Annotated in this window: 16 protein-coding genes and 1 riboswitch; of the genes, 6 read left to right on the top strand and 10 right to left on the bottom strand. The window is 72.5% G+C overall.

The annotated features are described in order from the left end of the window. Position 1: 1 nt before the first annotated feature. Complete coding sequence (locus ACO06A_RS11925; protein WP_421732425.1) at positions 2-991, bottom strand: aldo/keto reductase; 990 nt, start codon at positions 989-991, stop codon at positions 2-4. 34 nt (positions 992-1,025) lie between these two features. Between ACO06A_RS11925 and ACO06A_RS11920 the strand changes: the two genes are divergently transcribed. The 3 genes from ACO06A_RS11920 (at position 1,026) to rocD (ending at position 3,649) form a co-directional block, all read left to right on the top strand. Next, the gene (locus ACO06A_RS11920; RefSeq protein WP_421732423.1) at positions 1,026-1,493 is read left to right on the top strand and encodes an SRPBCC family protein; all 468 of its coding nucleotides are present in this window, start codon (positions 1,026-1,028) and stop codon (positions 1,491-1,493) included. 105 nt (positions 1,494-1,598) lie between these two features. After that, a complete protein-coding gene (gene ddaH, locus ACO06A_RS11915) occupies positions 1,599-2,444 on the top strand; it encodes a dimethylargininase (protein ID WP_421732422.1) in 846 nt (281 codons plus the stop codon). Further along, the gene (rocD, locus tag ACO06A_RS11910) at positions 2,441-3,649 is read left to right on the top strand and encodes an ornithine--oxo-acid transaminase (protein ID WP_421732420.1); all 1,209 of its coding nucleotides are present in this window, start codon (positions 2,441-2,443) and stop codon (positions 3,647-3,649) included. The genes ddaH and rocD overlap by 4 nt, the downstream gene beginning before the upstream one ends. A gap of 120 nt (positions 3,650-3,769) precedes the next feature. On the opposite strand, the gene ACO06A_RS11905 is transcribed toward rocD, so the two are convergent. After that, entirely contained in the window at positions 3,770-4,909 is a 1,140-nt protein-coding gene (locus tag ACO06A_RS11905) for a CAP domain-containing protein (protein WP_421732419.1), read from the bottom strand. Between the two features lie 189 nt (positions 4,910-5,098). On the opposite strand from ACO06A_RS11905, the gene ACO06A_RS11900 reads away from it, so the two are divergent. Then, positions 5,099-5,572, top strand: coding sequence for an Lrp/AsnC family transcriptional regulator (locus tag ACO06A_RS11900; RefSeq protein WP_421732418.1), 474 nt, complete (start codon positions 5,099-5,101; stop codon positions 5,570-5,572). On the opposite strand, the gene ACO06A_RS11895 is transcribed toward ACO06A_RS11900, so the two are convergent. The 4 genes from ACO06A_RS11895 to ACO06A_RS11880 all read right to left on the bottom strand — a co-directional run bounded on the left by ACO06A_RS11895 (position 5,573) and on the right by ACO06A_RS11880 (position 9,356). Next, positions 5,573-6,511 carry a universal stress protein gene (locus ACO06A_RS11895; RefSeq protein WP_421732417.1) on the bottom strand — a complete coding sequence of 313 codons (939 nt, stop codon included), beginning with the start codon at positions 6,509-6,511 and terminating at the stop codon, positions 5,573-5,575. A gap of 127 nt (positions 6,512-6,638) precedes the next feature. After that, positions 6,639-7,100, bottom strand: coding sequence for an HNH endonuclease (locus ACO06A_RS11890; protein WP_421736055.1), 462 nt, complete (start codon positions 7,098-7,100; stop codon positions 6,639-6,641). A gap of 287 nt (positions 7,101-7,387) precedes the next feature. Further along, positions 7,388-8,158 (bottom strand): C40 family peptidase, encoded by a 771-nt coding sequence (locus tag ACO06A_RS11885; RefSeq protein ID WP_421732416.1) that lies wholly within the window; start codon positions 8,156-8,158, stop codon positions 7,388-7,390. A gap of 2 nt (positions 8,159-8,160) precedes the next feature. Beyond that, positions 8,161-8,326: riboswitch (cyclic di-AMP (ydaO/yuaA leader) on the bottom strand. Positions 8,327-8,651: 325 nt separating this feature from the next. Next, on the bottom strand, positions 8,652-9,356 hold the full coding sequence (locus ACO06A_RS11880; RefSeq protein WP_421732415.1) for a metal-dependent transcriptional regulator: 705 nt from the start codon (positions 9,354-9,356) through the stop codon (positions 8,652-8,654). A gap of 142 nt (positions 9,357-9,498) precedes the next feature. Between ACO06A_RS11880 and serC the strand changes: the two genes are divergently transcribed. After that, on the top strand, positions 9,499-10,632 hold the full coding sequence (serC, locus tag ACO06A_RS11875; protein WP_421732414.1) for a phosphoserine transaminase: 1,134 nt from the start codon (positions 9,499-9,501) through the stop codon (positions 10,630-10,632). A gap of 73 nt (positions 10,633-10,705) precedes the next feature. Here the strand turns inward: serC and ACO06A_RS11870 are convergent, their stop codons facing one another. From ACO06A_RS11870 to ACO06A_RS11855, 4 genes are all read right to left on the bottom strand, one after another. After that, positions 10,706-11,404 (bottom strand): peptidase, encoded by a 699-nt coding sequence (locus tag ACO06A_RS11870; protein ID WP_421732413.1) that lies wholly within the window; start codon positions 11,402-11,404, stop codon positions 10,706-10,708. Positions 11,405-11,519: 115 nt separating this feature from the next. Next, on the bottom strand, positions 11,520-13,346 hold the full coding sequence (locus ACO06A_RS11865; RefSeq protein ID WP_421732411.1) for a DUF4012 domain-containing protein: 1,827 nt from the start codon (positions 13,344-13,346) through the stop codon (positions 11,520-11,522). 58 nt (positions 13,347-13,404) lie between these two features. After that, positions 13,405-14,736: an MFS transporter gene (locus ACO06A_RS11860; RefSeq protein WP_421732410.1), complete on the bottom strand. Its 1,332-nt coding sequence runs from the start codon at positions 14,734-14,736 to the stop codon at positions 13,405-13,407. Then, the gene (locus ACO06A_RS11855; protein ID WP_421732408.1) at positions 14,733-15,155 is read right to left on the bottom strand and encodes a MarR family winged helix-turn-helix transcriptional regulator; all 423 of its coding nucleotides are present in this window, start codon (positions 15,153-15,155) and stop codon (positions 14,733-14,735) included. The genes ACO06A_RS11860 and ACO06A_RS11855 overlap by 4 nt, the downstream gene beginning before the upstream one ends. Positions 15,156-15,298: 143 nt before the next feature. Here ACO06A_RS11855 and ACO06A_RS11850 point away from each other — a divergent pair, with 143 nt between their 5' ends. Beyond that, positions 15,299-17,308 carry an acyltransferase family protein gene (locus ACO06A_RS11850; RefSeq protein WP_421732407.1) on the top strand — a complete coding sequence of 670 codons (2,010 nt, stop codon included), beginning with the start codon at positions 15,299-15,301 and terminating at the stop codon, positions 17,306-17,308.

Genomic DNA, 17,308 nt, shown 5'->3' with positions numbered 1-17,308 from the left:
CCTACCAGCGCGCGTGCACGTGCTGGCGGATCCGGCCGTCGTAGATCCCGCGCAACCCGCCGAGGGTCTCCTCGTCGACCGGCCCCAGCGCCGCGGCCGCGGCGTTCCCGACCGCCTGGGCGGCTGAGCGCGCACCGGGGATGACGACGGACACGCCGGGCTGGTCGATGATCCAGCGCAGGGCCAGCTGCGCGGTGGTCCAGCCCTCAGGGGTGAGCGACGCGACCTCGCGGGCGGCCGCGACGCCGACCTCGAAGGGCACCCCGGCGAACGTCTCGCCGACGTCGAAGGCCTCCCCGGCGCGGTTGTAGGACCGGTGGTCGTCGGCCGCGAACTGGGTGTCCTTGTCGTACTTGCCGGACAGCAGGCCCGACGCCAGGGGCACGCGGGCGATGATCCCGACGCCCTCCTTGGCTGCCAGCGGGAGCACCTGCTCGAGCGGCTTGCGACGGAACACGTTGAGGATGATCTGCACGGTCGCGACGTGCGGGCGGACGATCGCCTCGAGCGCCTCGTCGACGGTCTCGACGGAGACGCCGTAGGACGCGATCCGGCCCTCGTCGACCAGCACGTCGAGGGCGTCGTAGGTGGACTCGCGGCGGAACACCTCGGTGGGCGGGCAGTGCAGCTGCACCAGGTCGAGGGTGTCGACGCCGAGGTTCTCGCGCGAGCGGTCGGTCCAGGCGCGGAACCAGGAGAGCGTGTAGGCCTCCGCGGTGTGCGGGTCGGCGCGGCGGCCCATCTTCGTCGCCACCGTGATGCCGTGGTCCGGCCCGCGGGAGCGCAGGAACGTGCCGATGAGCTTCTCGGAGCGTCCGTCGCCGTACACGTCGGCGGTGTCGAGGAACGTGACGCCGGAGTCGACCGCAGCCTCCAGCACCGCCAGCGCGGCCTCCTCGGTGACCGATCCCCAGTCCGCCCCGAGCTGCCAGCAGCCCAGCCCGACCACTCCGACCGACCGACCCGTACGTCCCAGAAGCCTCGTCTCCATGGACAGCGACGTTACCCGCGCGGACGATGGCCAGGTGACGAGCATCCCGATCGACGCCGTGGTCCGTTCCTTCCCCGTCGACGCGGCGACGGCGTGGGACCTCGTCACCGACCTGCGCAACCACGAACGGTGGATCCCGCTGACCCGGGTGACCGTGGACGGGTCGACCGTGACGGCGGTCTCCGGTCCCCTGGCCAAGCGGGGGTTCCCCGGGCTGACGGACGTGATGACGATCGACACGTACGAGCCGCCCACCGGTGACGAGCCCGGCATCGCCACGTACACCAAGGTCGGACGCGTGCTCAAGGGCCACGCGAGCATCGTGGTCGTGCCCGCCGGACCGTCGTCGAGCCGGGTGTTCTGGAGCGAGGAGGTGTACCTGGCCGGCCCCCTCTCGCGGCGACTCACCGGCGCGGTGCTCCGACCCTTCCTCGGCGTGATGGTCCGGTACGCGCTGAGGCGCGCGCGCAACGAGGTCCGCGCAACAGATCGCAACTCCTAGCCGGATCTGCGCAACGGATCGCGCCCCAGCGCGCAATCCGAGATGAACGGCACGGGCCGCAGCGACTCGTACCCTCGTGGGAACGACACGCCACGAGGAGCCCTCATGACCCCGATCGCCCCCGGACGTACCGATCGCCGCTACCTGATGTGCGAGCCCGTCCACTACACGGTGTCCTACGAGATCAACCCGTGGATGGACAAGACCCGGTTCACCGACGCCGACCTCGCGGTCCGTCAGTGGCGCACCCTGCGCGACACGTACCTCGACCTCGGCCACACCGTCGAGACGATCGACCCGATCCCCGGCCTGCCGGACATGGTCTACGCGGCCAACGGCGCCACCGTGCTGGACGGCGTCGTCTACTCCGCCAAGTTCCGCTACGCCGAGCGCCAGCCCGAGGGCCCCGCGTACCAGAAGTGGTTCGCCGACCGCGGCTACGTCACGCACACCGCCGCCGAGACCAACGAGGGCGAGGGCGACCTGCTGGTCGTCGGCGACCTGGTCCTGGCCGGCACGGGCTTCCGCACCGAGCGGTCCGCGCACGCCGAGCTCCAGGAGCTGTTCGGCCGCCCGGTCATCTCGCTCGACCTGGTCAGCCCGCACTACTACCACCTGGACACCGCGCTGGCCGTGCTGTCGAGCGACCCGGCTGACCCGCAGATCGCGTACTACCCGCCGGCGTTCTCGGCCGGCTCGCGCGCGGTCCTCCAGCAGCTGTTCCCCGACGCGGTCGAGGCCACCGAGCGCGACGCCGTCGCCCTGGGCCTGAACGCGGTCTCCGACGGCTACAACGTGGTCGTCGCCCCGGGTGCCGTCGACCTGGCTGCGGCGATCGCCGAGCGTGGCTACAACCCCATCCCCGTGGACACCAGCGAGCTGCTCAAGGGCGGCGGCGGCGCCAAGTGCTGCACGCTCGAGATCCGGCCCGCCTCCGGTTCCGGGCGATGACTCTCGTGGAGGTGGCCCCGGCGTCGGTCCTGGCCCCCAACTACCACCCGCTCCCGGTCACGCTGGTCGACGGCCTGGGCTCCTGGGTCACCGACGACGAGGGCAACCGCTACCTCGACCTGCTCTCGGGCTACTCGGCGCTGAACTTCGGCCACCGGCACCCGGTGCTCACGGCCGCGGCGCACGCGCAGATCGACAGGCTCACGCTCACGTCCCGCGCGTTCGACCACGAGCTGCTCGAGCCGTTCGCCGCGCGGCTGGCCGCCCTGATCGGTCCCCTGGTCGCCGGCCCGCCGATGGTCCTGCCGATGAACACGGGTGCCGAGGCCGTCGAGACCGCCATCAAGGCCGCCCGCAAGTGGGGCTACGACGTCAAGGGCGTGCCCGCCGACCGCGCGACGATCCTGGTGGCCGACGGCAACTTCCACGGCCGCACGACGACGATCGTGTCGTTCTCCACCGACCCCGACGCGCGCCGCGGCTTCGGCCCGTACACGCCCGGGTTCCGGGTGGTCCCGTACGGCTCGGTGGAGGCTCTGCGCGACGCGATCGACGAGACGACCGTGGCCGTCCTCCTGGAGCCGATCCAGGGCGAGCAGGGCGTCGTCGTCCCGCCGGCCGACTACCTGCCTGGCGTCCGCGCGCTCTGCTCCGAGCACGACGTGCTCTTCATCGCCGACGAGATCCAGTCCGGGCTCGGCCGCACGGGCACCACGCTCGCGTCCGAGCTCTGGGGCGTGAAGCCCGACCTGGTCACCCTGGGCAAGGCGCTCGGCGGCGGGGTGCTCCCCGTGTCGGCGGTCGTCGGCCGCTCCGACGTGCTCGGCGTGCTCACGGCCGGCACCCACGGGTCCACGTTCGGCGGCAACCCGCTGGCGTGCGCGGTCGGCCTGGCGGTCGTCGGCCTGCTGGAGACCGGGGAGCTCCAGGCGCGTGCCACGACGCTCGGGATCGAGTGGGGCACCCGCCTGGACGCGCTCGCCGACGCCGGTCTGCTGGCCTCGTCGCGACGCGTGGGCCTCTGGGCGGGGCTCGACGTGGCCGAGGGCCGCGGCACCGGCCGTCAGCTGTGCGAGCGCCTGCTGGCCCGCGGCGTGCTGGCCAAGGACACCCACGGCAGCACCATCCGCCTGGCTCCCCCGCTGACGATCAGCACGGAAGACCTGCACCTGGCCACGGACCGTCTGGCGGACGCCCTGCGCTGACACGGACGTCCGAGGAAGTGGCTGCTCGAGCGACCACTTCCTCGGACGCTCGGCGAGTGCACACTGCGACGTCCGAGCATGTGGCTGCCAGGGCGACCAGATGCTCGGACGTTGCGGGTGTCAGCTGAACTTCACTGCGCCGAAGAGCCAGCCGCCGAGGCTCGCGCCGCCCACCGACATGCTCGACACGTCGGTGCGGCGCATCTGGGCGTCGTGCCCGGCGGACCGCGACCAGGCGGCGACCATCGAGGACGCCGAGCCGTTGCTCACGCAGGCCACGATGTTGTCCCCGCCGGAGTGCCAGATGCCACCGGCGTTGGCCATGTTGATCGAGTGGCTCACGAGGCTGCCGCTGCGGGAGACCGACAGCTCCGAGAGGCCGAGCGACGCGCGGTAGGCGTTGATCGCGGAGCCGATGGCCGACACGCTGGACTCGCCGGCGCCGGAGCCCCCGGAGCCGCTGCACACCTTGCCGCCGCTGGGGATGCCCGCCGACGGTGCCACGGGAGCCGCGCCCGCGGCCGCCCGGGGAGCGGCGGCACGGGCAGCCGACCGGGTGGGCGCCTTGGCGGACCGGGCTGCGGCGGCCGCCTGGGCAGCTGCGGCCGCGGCGGCCTGCTCGGCGGCGATGCGGGCGTTCTCGGCCGCCTGCCACGCGGCCTGCGCGTCGACGGCGGCCTTCTCGGGAGCGGCGACCCCGGCGACCAGCGAGCGCAGGGACGTGAGACTGACATGGGGAGCGGTGATCGCGGTGCCCACGGCGCCGGTAGCGCTCACCAGGGCGGCGCGCGGGGCGTCGCCCGCGTTCGGCACGGCGGCGAGCGTGGCGTTCGCATGGTCGACGGTCGCCTGGGCGCCGGTCGTCGCGGCGGCGCGGCTGGTCACGTACGCGGCCTGGGCGACGACCGCATCACTCTGGCGCGCCACGACGGCGTCACGGGCGGCGGCCTGCACGGACTGGTCCACCCGGAGGCCGGCCTCGAGCGCCCGGGCCTGGGTGGCCTGTGCCTTCTGGTCGGCGGCGTACACGCCACCGCCGGCGGCCACGGCGAGCGCGACACCGGCGGCGAGGCCGACCCACACGGATCGTCTGACCGCGACGATGCGCGCGGCGGTCTCCTCGACGAGCGGGGACGGCGCGGTCCTCTGGTGGGGAACGTCGACCTGGGTGGGCACGTCGACCACCGGGACGGGTGCACTGATGACCGACGGTCGCTGGCTCGGCACGAGGTCGAGCAGCTTCTTCGTGTCCTTGGCCACGTCTTCTCCTTCGGGCATTCCCTTGCAGGTGTTCCGCGAGTGGGGCTTCCACTCATCTCGGCACGCGGAGCGTCCGCCTTGAGGCCAGATGCCCCTTTTGGTAAATCACCCGTTTGGACTAGTACGTGTCGCAGAGTGCCATTTTTCCGCGGGTTACACCAATCGCCCGAGAACGGCGATGATGTGACCGTGACCGACGACTCCGGCCTGGACGCGCTCGACACCGCGATCCTGCGGGTGCTCGCACTCGACGCCCGGGCGACGTTCGCGCAGGTGGGAGAGCAGGTGTCCCTGTCGGCACCGGCCGTGAAGCGACGGGTGGACCGGCTGCGCGAGCGGGGGGTGATCCGCGGGTTCACGGTCCGGCTGGACCCCGCGGCCATGGGCTGGCAGACCGAGGCCTTCGTCGAGCTGTTCTGCCAGGGCTCCACCAGCCCGGCGACCATGCGCTCGGCGGTCGAGCACTACCCCGAGGTGGTCGCGGCGAGCACCGTGACGGGGGACGTCGACCTGATGGTGCAGGTGCGGGCGCGGGACATGCGGCACCTGGAGCGGGTGGTGGAGAGGCTGGCCGCGGAGCCGTTCGTGGCGCGCACGCGCTCGACCGTGGTGCTCTCGGCTCTGGTGCGCCGACCGGACGTGCCGCCGGCGCCCGAGGGTTAGTCAGCCGGCGATGGCCTCTGCGGTGGCGCACCGGTTGGTGACCACCATGACGGGGCAGTCGGAGTGGTGCAGCACGGCCTGGCTGGTGGAACCCAGCAGCAGCCCGGCGAACCCGCCGCGTCCGCGGGAGCCGACGACGATCAGGTCGGTGGCCACCGAGAACTCGGTGAGCAGCTCGGCGCCCGTGCCGTCCAGGGCGATCCGCCGGACCGTCACGCCCGGGTGGTCGGCCAGCGCGCGGTCGACCACCACGTGCAGGCCCTCGGTGACGTCCCGCAGCACCTGCTCGTGGTCCACCGTGGCCGGCAGCCACGCCAGCACGCCCGTCATGGACCCCACGGGCACGCCCGCGACGGCGGTCAGCTCGGCGCCCCACGCCTCGGCCTCCCCGATGGCGTAGCGCAGCGCGTGCTCGGCCTGGGGGGAGCCGTCGACGCCGACGACGATGCGCTTGACCGGGCGCGGGGCCGGGATGGGGGCGTCGTCGGGCAGGGTCTTGCCCGCCTCCCGCAGGGGGACGACGACGGTCGGGCTGAACGCGTGCGCCGGCAGGGCCGACGAGACGGTGCCCAGCAGGCGGTCCGCGAACCCGCCGCGCCCGCGCGTGCCGACGACCGCGAGCCGGACCGACCGGGACAGGTCGACGAGCACCCCCGCGGCGTCGCCGGTGAGCACCTTGGCCGTGACGGGCACCCCCATGTCGGACACCCGCTGCGTGGCCTCGGACAGCACCGCCTTGGCGCCCTCCTGGATGGCGGTGTCGTCGAGCGCTGCGTAGCCGCCGTCGAGCGAGGCCGCGGTGAACGACGGGAGCGAGTAGCTGCACACCAACCGGACGCCCCAGCCGTGGGTCCTGGCCTGTGCGGCGGCCCAGTCGAGCGCGTGCAGGCTCGCGGCCGACCCGTCCACCCCGACGAGGACCACATCGTCACGCGTCATCCGGAGCCTCCGTGCTCGTGCCGAGCCCACCGTGCGCTCGTCCCAGTGTCCTCCCGCGGTGCACGGATGCACCCGGCGGTAGCCGGAATGATGCCATACGTTGGTGGATTCTTGACGAAGACGAGGGTCAGGCGACGACGTACTGCGACCACAGCGGCTCGGACCGGACCGAGGTGGTGCCGAACGCCACCGACCAGCGCGGCGCCCGCGGGACGAACGGGAGCTCCCAGCCGATCTCGTGCAGCAGCCGGTCCGCCTTGCGGTGGTTGCACCGCACGCAGGCGGCCACGACGTTGGTCCACTCGTGCCGGCCGCCGCGCGAGCGCGGGTTCACGTGGTCGACGGTGTCCGCTCCCCCGCCGCAGTACGCGCAACGGTGGTTGTCGCGCTGGAGCACGGTGCGACGCGTGGGGGGCACGGGCCGGCGGACGGGGACGTGCACGTAGCGCGTCAGGCACAGGACGACCGGCAGGGGGACGGACACGTGCTCGGAGTGCAGCAGGCGACCGTCGGTCTCGAGCACGGTCGCCTTGCCGGTCATCACGAGCACGACGGCACGCCGCAGGCTCACGATGCACAGCGGTTCCATGCTGGCGTTGAGCAGCAGGGTGCGTGCTCCGGACGCGATCAGCCCTGGTGAGCCGACCTCAGTGGCTGCCCCACCGACGGCCTCGGTGGACAGCTTCGACGCATTCAAGAGCACGGCGTTCTCCCGACCTCGGGGGTCGAACCGGCTGGCTGCCGGCCCGGCGAAGCGAAGCAACAGCGTGGTGCACGGCCAGAGTACGCGCCGGTCGGTCCGGAGGGCCGCAGGAAAACGACGAGGCCCCGACGACGTCGATGTCGTCGGGGCCTCGTCGTGAGGGGCGGCTGGGCTCAGCCGATCCGGATGAAGACGGGCGAGCTCTGCCAGATGGCGCGGAACTGGATCGTCTTGCCCGGGCGGGGCGAGTCGATCTGGTCGTTGCCACCCGCGTAGATCGAGATGTGGCCGGGGCTCCAGATGAGGTCACCAGGCTGGGCGTCCGCCCGCGAGATGACCGTGCCGGCGGCCTTGATGCCGCTGGACGTGCGCGGCAGGGAGATGCCGAGCTGCGCGTAGACGTAGGAGACGAAGCCGGAGCAGTCGAAGCCGTCGGGCGTCGAACCGCCGGAGACGTACGGGGTGCCGACGTAACGGGCGGCGACCTCGAGAACGGCGTTGCCGGCGACCGACTGCGGCACCGCGGCGTTCGTGGTCTCGGTGGTGGCGACAGCGGCAGCAGCGCGCGTGGTGCTGCGCGAGGCGGCGGCCTTGACCTTGACCGGCGGCGGCGGGGGCGGCGGCGTCTCTGCCGTGACGACCGGGACGTCGAACGTCCAGGCGGCGTCGACCGGGGCGGTCACGACGGGAGCGGTGTTCAGCACGGCGCGGGCCGAGGCCGTCAGCGCTGCGGTGTCGACCGCGGGGAGTGCGCCTGCTTCACCACCGGTGGCGCTGGCGGACGAGCCGAGCATCGAGACGATGAGTCCCGACGACGCGGCCACGACGGCGGTACGGCGTCCGACGGTGCCCATCTGGTCCGAGGCGGCTGCAGCAAACTCGGTCAAGGGCGTCGATGGACGGCGCGCCGCACGATGGCGGGCGCTAGTGGTGCTCACGGTCACGCGTTGCCTCTCCTGATGCCTACGAGGTCAGCTGTCGGGTTCGGGTGGGAGAACACCCGGCCGTGTCCCCGATCGAGATCGGATCTCCGGCTTCACCCCAAGGACACCGAACTTCCGGTGCCCGCAATTGGGTCCCCCGCCCCTGCCGGCGGTCAGTGCGGACCTCGTGGCGGCGGCAGGGTTAGGCGTTCCGCTCGAGGGCTTCTCCGGAGGAGGGTTCTGGAGAAGCAGGTCGAACGTACAGGACGTCCGCAGCGATTGTCACGTTCCGATCACGGGAATCTCTGCTCTTGTCGGACAGGCGTCTTGGACGCGTGGTCCGAACTCCCGGGTGACCTGCAAAGACGCCGATCAGGGGCGTGGGAGCGCGCGCACGAGCCGCTGATGAGAGTTCGGTGAAAGATCACGACGCCGTCCCCAGGAGGCACCCAGGGGCCTCCCAGACGAGCTCTCACACGGGCTGAGACGGACTCAGACGGGCTTTCGGACAGGATCAGCGAGCGCCGACGAAGATGTGCCGGGCGACCTCGTCGGGCAGGTCCAGGAGGCTCGGCGAGCCGGGCGTGGACACGGTGACGACTCCGAGGGACCGCTCGATGACGATCTCCTGGTGCGGCAGCACGCCGGCCTCGGACAGCCGCGAGAGCAGCTCGACGTCCACCTGCAGCGGCTCCGCGATGCGCGCGACGACCGCCCGCTCGATGCCGTCGGCACCCACCTGGCCTCGGTAGGCCACGAGCGACGTCACTCCGTCGAGGAAGGCCACGTGCGTGATCTCCTCGCCGATCTCCCCCAGGCCCGGGATCGGGTTGCCGTAGGGGTCGAAGTGGGGGTGGTCGAGCAGCGAGGCCAGCCGCTTCTCCACCCGCTCGCTCATCACGTGCTCCCAGCGGCAGGCTTCCTCGTGCACGTAAGGCCACTCCAGGCCGATGACGTCCGTGAGCAGGCGCTCCGCCAGCCGGTGCTTGCGCATGACGCGGACGGCCTTGCTCATGCCCAGGTCCGTCAGCTCGAGGTGCCGGTCTCCGGTGACGACGACGAGCCCGTCGCGCTCCATGCGGGCCACGGTCTGGGAGACCGTGGGACCGGAGTGGCCCAGGCGCTCCGCGATGCGGGCGCGCAGGGGGGTGATGCCTTCCTCGGTGAGCTCGTAGACCGTCTTGAGGTACATCTCCGTCGTGTCGATCAGGTCGCTCACTGCATGGCCTCCTGCGTCGCGGCATCGTGGCGCGGGCCCCCACGGGAAACAGCACCGTGGGCCGGTCGGCCGCGCTGTGCACAGATTAGTTGGTCGAGCCGACAGTCGGGGTCCGGGTCCACGAGCGCCTATCCTCGGCGACGTGCCCGATGCTCACGAGATCACCATCCCCGCGCACCTGCTGCCCGCGGACGGCCGCTTCGGCTCCGGCCCCTCCAAGATCCGGCGCGCCCAGGTGGACGCGCTGGCCGGGCCCGCCGCGGAGCTGCTGGGCACCTCCCACCGGCAGGCTCCCGTCCGGGCGCTCGTCGGACGCGTGCGTGCGGGCCTGGCCGCACTGTTCGACCTGCCCGACGGCTACGAGGTCGTGCTGGGCAACGGCGGCTCCACCCTGTTCTGGGACCTGGCCACGCTGTGCCTGATCGAGGACCGGGCGGCGTTCGGCGCGTTCGGCGAGTTCGGCGCCAAGTTCGCGGCGGCCGCGGCACGCGCGCCGTTCGTCGGGGAGCCGCTGGTCACCAGCGCGGCGCCCGGTGGCGTGGCGGTCCCGGCCTTCGCGGACGGCGTCGACACCTACGCCTGGCCGCACAACGAGACGTCGACGGGCGTCGCCGCACCGGTGCGCCGGGTCACCGGGTCGCACGAGCAGGGCGCGCTGGTGCTCGTCGACGGCACGTCGGGCGCCGGCGGGCTCGCGGTCGACGTGGCGCAGACCGACGTCTACTACTTCGCGCCGCAGAAGTCGTTCGCCTCGGACGGGGGACTCTGGCTCGCCGTCGCCTCCCCCGCGGCGATCGAGCGGGCCGCCCGGATCGAGTCGAGCGGCCGCTGGGTCCCCGAGTCGCTGTCGTTCACCGCGGCGGTGACGAACTCGAGGCTGGACCAGACGCTCAACACCCCGGCCATCGCGACCCTCGTGCTCCTGGCCGAGCAGCTCGACTGGATCCTCGGCAACGGCGGCCTGCCCTGGGCCGCGCAGCGCACCGCGACGTCGGCCGGCCACCTGTACGGCTGGGCCGACTCGCGCGACTGGGCGACGCCCTTCGTCACCGACCCGGAGCTGCGCTCGAACGTCGTCGGCACCATCGACCTGGACGCCGAGATCGAGGCGCCGACGGTCGCGCGCGTGCTGCGGGCCCACGGCGTGGTCGACGTCGAGCCCTACCGCAAGCTGGGCCGCAACCAGCTGCGCGTCGCCATGTACCCCGCGGTCGACCCGGACGACGTGCTGGCCCTCACGGCCTGCGTCGACCACGTGGTGGACCAGCTGCTCTGACCGCCCGGACGTGACGGACGCCCGCCCCCCGTGGTCAGCACGGGGGACGGGCGTCTGTCGTCGGTACCGCTGCTCAGTAGGTCGGACGGCGGCGGCGGGCGATCGCCACCACTGCGACGACCAGAGCACCGACGACGACCAGTCCGGCACCCGTGAGGACGAGCGGTCCGGCGTCAGTACCCGTGGCGGACAGGACGACCGTCTTCTGGTTGTCCGCGAGCACCTCGTCGTCCGGCGGGTTGGTGGTGCACTGCGGGCTGGACGGCGGGTAGCTGACGGTCACGGTGGCCTCAGGGTTCACCTGGAAGAGCACCTTCACGGTCGGGCGGACCCAGTCGTACGCGTCACCCTCGACCCAGGAGCCGTCGGGCAGCTGCGTCCAGCCCGGCCAGTCGATGCCCTTGCCGTCAGGACCCTCGACCGCGCCCGGCCAGTTGACCGTGCCCTCGAGGGGGAGGTCGGGGTACACGACGTCGGCGCCGCTCGGGTTGTCCCAGGTGATGGTGACCTTGGTGTTCGGGCTGCCGATGGCGACGACCTTGTACCGGAGCTTCGGGACGTCGTTGTCGCACACCGGCGTAAGGATCTGGATCTTGAGCTGGCACTGGCGCTCGACGCCGTACTCGTCCACCGGGTCGAGGCAGCCGTACACGGGCTCCTCGACGGTGGGCTTGGGCGACGGGTCGTCGACGGCGTTGGAGGGCAGGGCGCCACCAAGGCCGATGAGGACCGCGAAGAGCGCGACGAACGCGCCGCGGATGAGAGTGGCCATGATGGGATTCGCCCCCGTCTGGGATTCGGACATTTCGTACACATTGTTGCTCGACGGGAGCCGATTCCAGCCTGTCCTAACGGGTGATTTCGCCCGTTCTGTCCGATTCACCCATTCAGCAGGAGGCGGTGACGAACCCGGGGCTGGTCAGCGTGGGGGTGGTCCAGGCCGACACCATCCCGTCGCGCACGGGGACCGTGATGCGGTAGGTCTCCGTGGCCCCCGGGACCAGGGTGGAGGTGACCACCTGGACGTCGCGGCCGGCCACGGTGGCGGTGGTGCCCGAGACGTAGCCGTCGTCCAGGCCGAGGGCCTGCAGGGGCGCCCCGACGGGCGCGTAGACCGTGACGTTGGTGGACAGCACCCCGACCGGCAGGCCGGTCTGCGCCGTGCCGGTCACGTACTGCGGCAGCGAGGCGACGTCCGCGGGCGGCTGGTAGTCCAGGTCGAGGCGGACGGTCGCCGTCGGGTCGTCGCCGCTGCACCGGAGGTCCTCGACCGTCACCGTCGTGGTCAGGTAGTAGTCGAGCTTGCCCGCCGAGCCGTCGTTGAGGAACACGCCGACCGCGTCGGGGAAGTCGCCGGTGAGGAACGCCGCACCGACGGTGGTGCCGGCCAGGGTCTCCTGCTCGTCGGGGTGCGCCGACCAGATCCGGATGCGCCCCTCGGTGCCCGCCCGCGCCAGCGCGCTGACCAGGCCCTGCGGGTCACCCTGCCCGGAGCCGACCGCCTTGAAGATCGAGGCCGCGACGCCCGCGTAGAACGCGTCCGCGTCCCGCGGGTCCGGGATCTTGCGGTACGAGTCGCGCAGCAGCACCTCGAGCACGTCCGCGGCGTCGATCTTGGTGCCGCCGGGCTCGGTCACCGGGCCGGTGGCCTTGAGCAGGTACCGGGCGCCCACCGGGTCGGCGGCGACGACCCCGTCCAGGCGCTGGCCCATGTCCCGCTCCCAGCGGGCGGAGAGCAGCTGCGCGGTCCGCGGGAAGTCGGGGGTGATCACGGCGTCCTGCACCCACCGGCCCAGCCGGTCGGTGTCGACCGCCAGCTCCTCGGGCGACAGCGGCAGGATCGGCTCGTCGATGCCCTGGAGGTCGATGGTGGAGCGCTGGTCGGTGAGCGTCACCGCGCCGTCCTCGGCGTGCAGCACGGCGAAGGCGCCGACGATGCCGCCCGCGCTGCGCAGCTCGGCGGAGTTCAGGGAGACCAGCAGGTAGGTGCGGGGGCCGTCGGCGCCGAGCATCGGCGGCAGCAGGGTGGCCACCTGCGCGCCCGCGTCCAGGGCCCCGGTCACCTGGTCCAGCCCGTCCTTGAGCTGGCCGATCGGACCCACCAGCGGGCCGACCAGCCGGTCGACGTCGATCTCGGCGACCGCGGTCTGCGCCGTCCGAGCACTCTCGGCCGCGGCGATGACCTCCGGACCGGCCGCGACGAAGGGCGCCAGGTCCACGCGTCCGTCGGCCCCCCGCACGTTCGGCGCCTCGAGCACGTCGTTGAGCCGCACGACCGCCGGTAGGGAGTCGCGGGTGACGTCCTCCAGCGACGCCGAGACCACGCGCAGGGCGGTCAGGTTGGGGCCGAGCCCGGGGACGATCTCCGCGACCCGCCACACCGGGTCGCTGGTGGCCCGGCGCGCGGTGGCGAGGTCCTCCTGCACCTGCGGGAGCTTCGCCTCGATCTGGCCGGTGCTGCCCTCGTCGAGCTGCGTCTTGAGGTCGGTGAACACGGACTTGGCCGAGAAGAGCGCCTCGGACGCCTGGAGCCCCCGGTAGGCGAGCCAGCAGGCGGCGACCACCAGCACGGCCAGGACCACGAAGACGCCCGTGACGACGCGGCCCACGATGCGGCGACGACGGCTGCGCGGACGACGGGGGTCCGGTTCCGGGTCGGGCTCGTCGTCGGGGCGCGTCTGCGGCGCGGTCGGGCCATCGACGGTTGCGCTCACCGGACGATCGTCACATGTGGGACATAGCACCCGACACGGTTGGGGGTGCTATTCACCCTCATGCAGCCGTCTGGCGGTCCGCGGCCTCCTGGGCTCCGAGCCGGGCGGCGGTCTCCGCGCGGCGGGCGGGCAGGGTCGGGTAGACCACCTCGAGGTGGGGCCGGGTGCGCACGTGGTAGCGGACGGTGACGTCCCACTTCTTCCACGCCCACAGTGCGGCGCCGGTGGCGACGAGCAGCGCAGAGATCGAGCCGATGCCGATGGCCCAGCGGGGTCCGTACGTCTCACCGATCCACCCGACGATGGGCGACCCGATGGGCGTCGCGCCGAGGAACACCATCATGTACAGGGCCATGACGCGTCCGCGTACAGCGGGGTCGGTGCTCAGCTGGATGGTCGCGTTGGCGGCCGTCATCATGGTCAGCGACGCCAGCCCGACGGGGATGCAGGCGATCACGAACGACAGGTACGTGGGCATCAGGGCCATCACGCCGGTGGCGATGCCGAACCCGAAGGCCGCGCCGATCACCAGCCGGACCCGCGGGCGCTCCCGCCGGGCGGCCAGCAGCGCGCCGGTGAGCGACCCGATGGCCAGCACCGACCCGAGGATCCCGTACTCCTGCGCGCCGCGGCCGAACTCGGTGCGCGCCATCATGGCGCTGGTCAGCTGGAAGTTCAGGCCGAACGTGGACACGACGCCGACGACCACCATGATCACCAGGATGTCGCTGCGGCCGCGCACGTAGGCGATGCCCTCGCGCAGCTGCCCCTTGGCGCGCACGGTGGTCGGCATCGGGCTCAGCTCGGACGTCCGCATGCGGGTGAGCGCGAAGATCGTCGCGAAGAACGTCACCGCGTTGATGAGGAACACCCAGCCGGTGCCGACGGCCGCGATGAGCAGGCCGGCCACGCCGGGACCGATCAGCCGGGCGGCGTTGAACGACGCGCTGTTCAGGCCCACCGCGTTGGCCAGCTTGGACGCGGGCACCAGCTCGGCGACGAACGTCTGCCGCACGGGGCCGTCGATGGCGGTGACGCACCCGAGGGTCAGGGCGAACAGGTACACGTGCCACAGCTGCGCGTGCCCGCTGAGCACCAGCACGCCCAGCCCGGCGGCGAGCACCCCCTGGCCCACCTGCGTGGCCATGAGCAGCTTGCGGCGGTCCACCCGGTCCGCCAGCAGGCCCGCGTACGGGGAGAGCAGGAGCACGGGCGCGAACTGGAGGGCGGTGGTGATGCCGACCGCCACACCGGACTCGTCGGTGAGCTGCGTCAGGACCAGCCAGTCCTGGGCGACGCGCTGCATCCAGGTGCCGACGTTCGCCACCAGCGCCCCGGCGAACCACAGCCGGTAGTTGCGGAACTTCAGCGAGGAGAACGTGGGACTCATGACGCGGCGATCCTCCGCAGCAGCTCGGCGGCGTCGGCGAGCAGCGTGCGCTCGTCGGGGGTCAGGGTGCTCAGGCGGCCGGCCAGCCAGGCGTCCCGGCGTCGGCGGGTCTCCTTGACCTCGGCGACACCCGCGTCCGTCAGGGTGACGACGACCTGCCGGCCGTCCGTCGGGTGCTCCGACTTGGCGACAAGGCCCAGCTCCACCAGTCCGTTGACCGTGCGGGTCATGGACGGCGGCTGGATGCGCTCGCGCTCGGCCAGCTGGCCCGGCGTGAGCGGGCCGTCCTTGGTCAGCCACGCGAGCACGGTGAACTGCGGGTCGGTCAGCCCGGCCGCGCCGCGCTCCGCCCGGATGCGCCGGGACGCTCGCCCGACGGCGATCCGGAGGTCGCCGGCGAGGGCGGAGGCTGAGGGCATGTCCTTACTCTAACTCATTACCTTGCGTAACGACACTCGCTCCCGCCGCGCGGGTGAACTCCACATCGGGACATATCACCCACCCCGGCCCGCGCCTTAGCGTGGGCTCCGACACACGGGGAGGTCGGGTGCAACGAGCACGCGTGGACGTCGCGAGCGCGCCCGCGGCGACCGAGACGGTCCGTCGGGCTCCGTTCCGGCCGGACATCGAGGGGCTGCGGGCGATCGCCGTGGCCCTCGTCGTGCTCTACCACGCACGGGTGCCGGGGCTGGGCGGCGGGTACGTCGGCGTCGACGTCTTCTTCGTCATCTCCGGGTTCCTCATCACCAACCACCTGGCGGCCGAGCTGACCCGCACCGGCCGGATCGGGTTCGCGCAGTTCTACGCCCGCCGCATGCGCCGCATCCTGCCGGCGTCGTTCGTCGTGCTGGCCGTCTCGACCGTGGCCGCGGCGCTGTTCATGCCGCCGCTGCGGATGCCCGGGGTGGTCAAGGACGCCATCGCCACCGCGCTGTACGTGCCGAACATGTGGTTCGCGCGGCAGGGCACCGACTACCTGGCCGAGACCGCCCCCTCGCCCATGCAGCACTACTGGTCGCTCGGGGTCGAGGAGCAGTTCTACCTGCTGTGGCCGCTGCTGCTGCTCGTCGTCACCTTGCTGGTCAAGCGGTCCCGCAGCCGCCTGGTCGCCGCGCTGGCCGTGGTGGTGGCCGGCTCGTTCGCGCTCAACCTGGTGGTCATGACGATCGCGCCCACCTGGGCGTTCTTCTCGCTGCCCACCCGCGCGTGGGAGCTCGGAGTCGGCGGCCTGGTGGCCCTCCTGCTGCCCCAGGTGGTCGGCCGACGGTTCACCGGCTCCCCCGTCGTCGTCGGCGTCGGCCTGCTGCTGGTGCTCGCCTCGGCCGTGCTCTACGACGAGAGCACCGCGTTCCCCGGCATCGCCGCCGCGGTCCCCGTGGTCGGCACCGCGCTGGCCATCCTGGGCGGCGCGCAGGGCACGGGCGCACTACCCGGCACCGTGCTGCGGTCCCGTCCGTTCCAGTACCTGGGCCGGCTGTCCTACTCCACCTATCTGTGGCACTGGCCGCTGCTGGTCATCGTGGAGTCCCGGCTGGCCAACAAGGTCCCCCTGTGGGTCAGCCTCTCCCTCGCCGCGGCGTCGGTGCCTCTGGCCGCGCTGACCTACCGGTACGTCGAGGACCCGATGCGCCACCTGGGCGCCCTGACCCGCCGACCGGCCCGCACCACCCTGCTCGCCGGGCTGGCCGGCTCCCTGGCCCTCGTCGTGCTCGCCGTGGGCATGGGCCAGTGGTCCGCCAGCAAGCCGCTGGCCACCTCCCGGGACGCCGCCACCACCGGCCTGACCGCCCCACCCGCGTTCGCCGACGTTGTCCCCGCCAACCTGACCCCGTCCCTGCGCGGGGTCGACGCCGACATCCCCGCCGCGTACGCCGACAGGTGCCAGCTCGAGTACGCCGCCTCCGCGCTGCGCGACTGCCCCTACGGCGACACCGCCTCCGACCGCGTGGTCGCCCTGTTCGGCGACTCTCACGCCACGCAGTGGCTGCCCGCCCTGGACGCCCTCGGCACCGAGCAGGGCTTCCGCGTGGACCTGTACGCCAAGTCCGGATGCCCGTCGGCCGACGTGGTGCAGACCTCCGACTACGACGCCCAGTGCGCGCAGTTCCGCCGGCTCGTGCTCGCCCACCTGGCCGAGAACCCGCCCGAGCTGGTGCTGCTGAGCACCTCCGGCCGTCAGTACTGGCGGGACCCCGCGACCGCCGAGGCCGAGTGGCGCGACGGCCTGGCCGCCACCCTCGACGCCCTCCCCGCCACCAGCACCGCCGCGATCATCGGCACCACGCCCAACTTCGACGGGTCCATCCCCACCTGCCTGTCCCTGCACCTGGCCGACGCCGCCGCCTGCGCCGACGACCGCGACCACGTGATCGAACCCGAACGCCTGGCCGACGAGGCCGCCGTGGCCGCCGAGCACGGCGCCCTGTACTTCCCCGCCGTCGACTACCTGTGCGACGCCTCGACGTGCGGCGCGATCGAGGGGAACACCCTGCTCTACCGCGACGAGCACCACCTGACCACCGTCGCCAGCCTGGACCTGGCCGACGAGCTGGGGGCGTTCCTGTTCCGGTAG

The sequence above is a fragment of the Cellulomonas sp. genome, assembly GCF_965229465.1.
In the GTDB taxonomy this organism is placed as follows: domain Bacteria; phylum Actinomycetota; class Actinomycetes; order Actinomycetales; family Cellulomonadaceae; genus Cellulomonas.
Note: the sequence above shows the minus strand (reverse complement) of the source record. Positions and strands in the feature narration are given on the sequence as shown.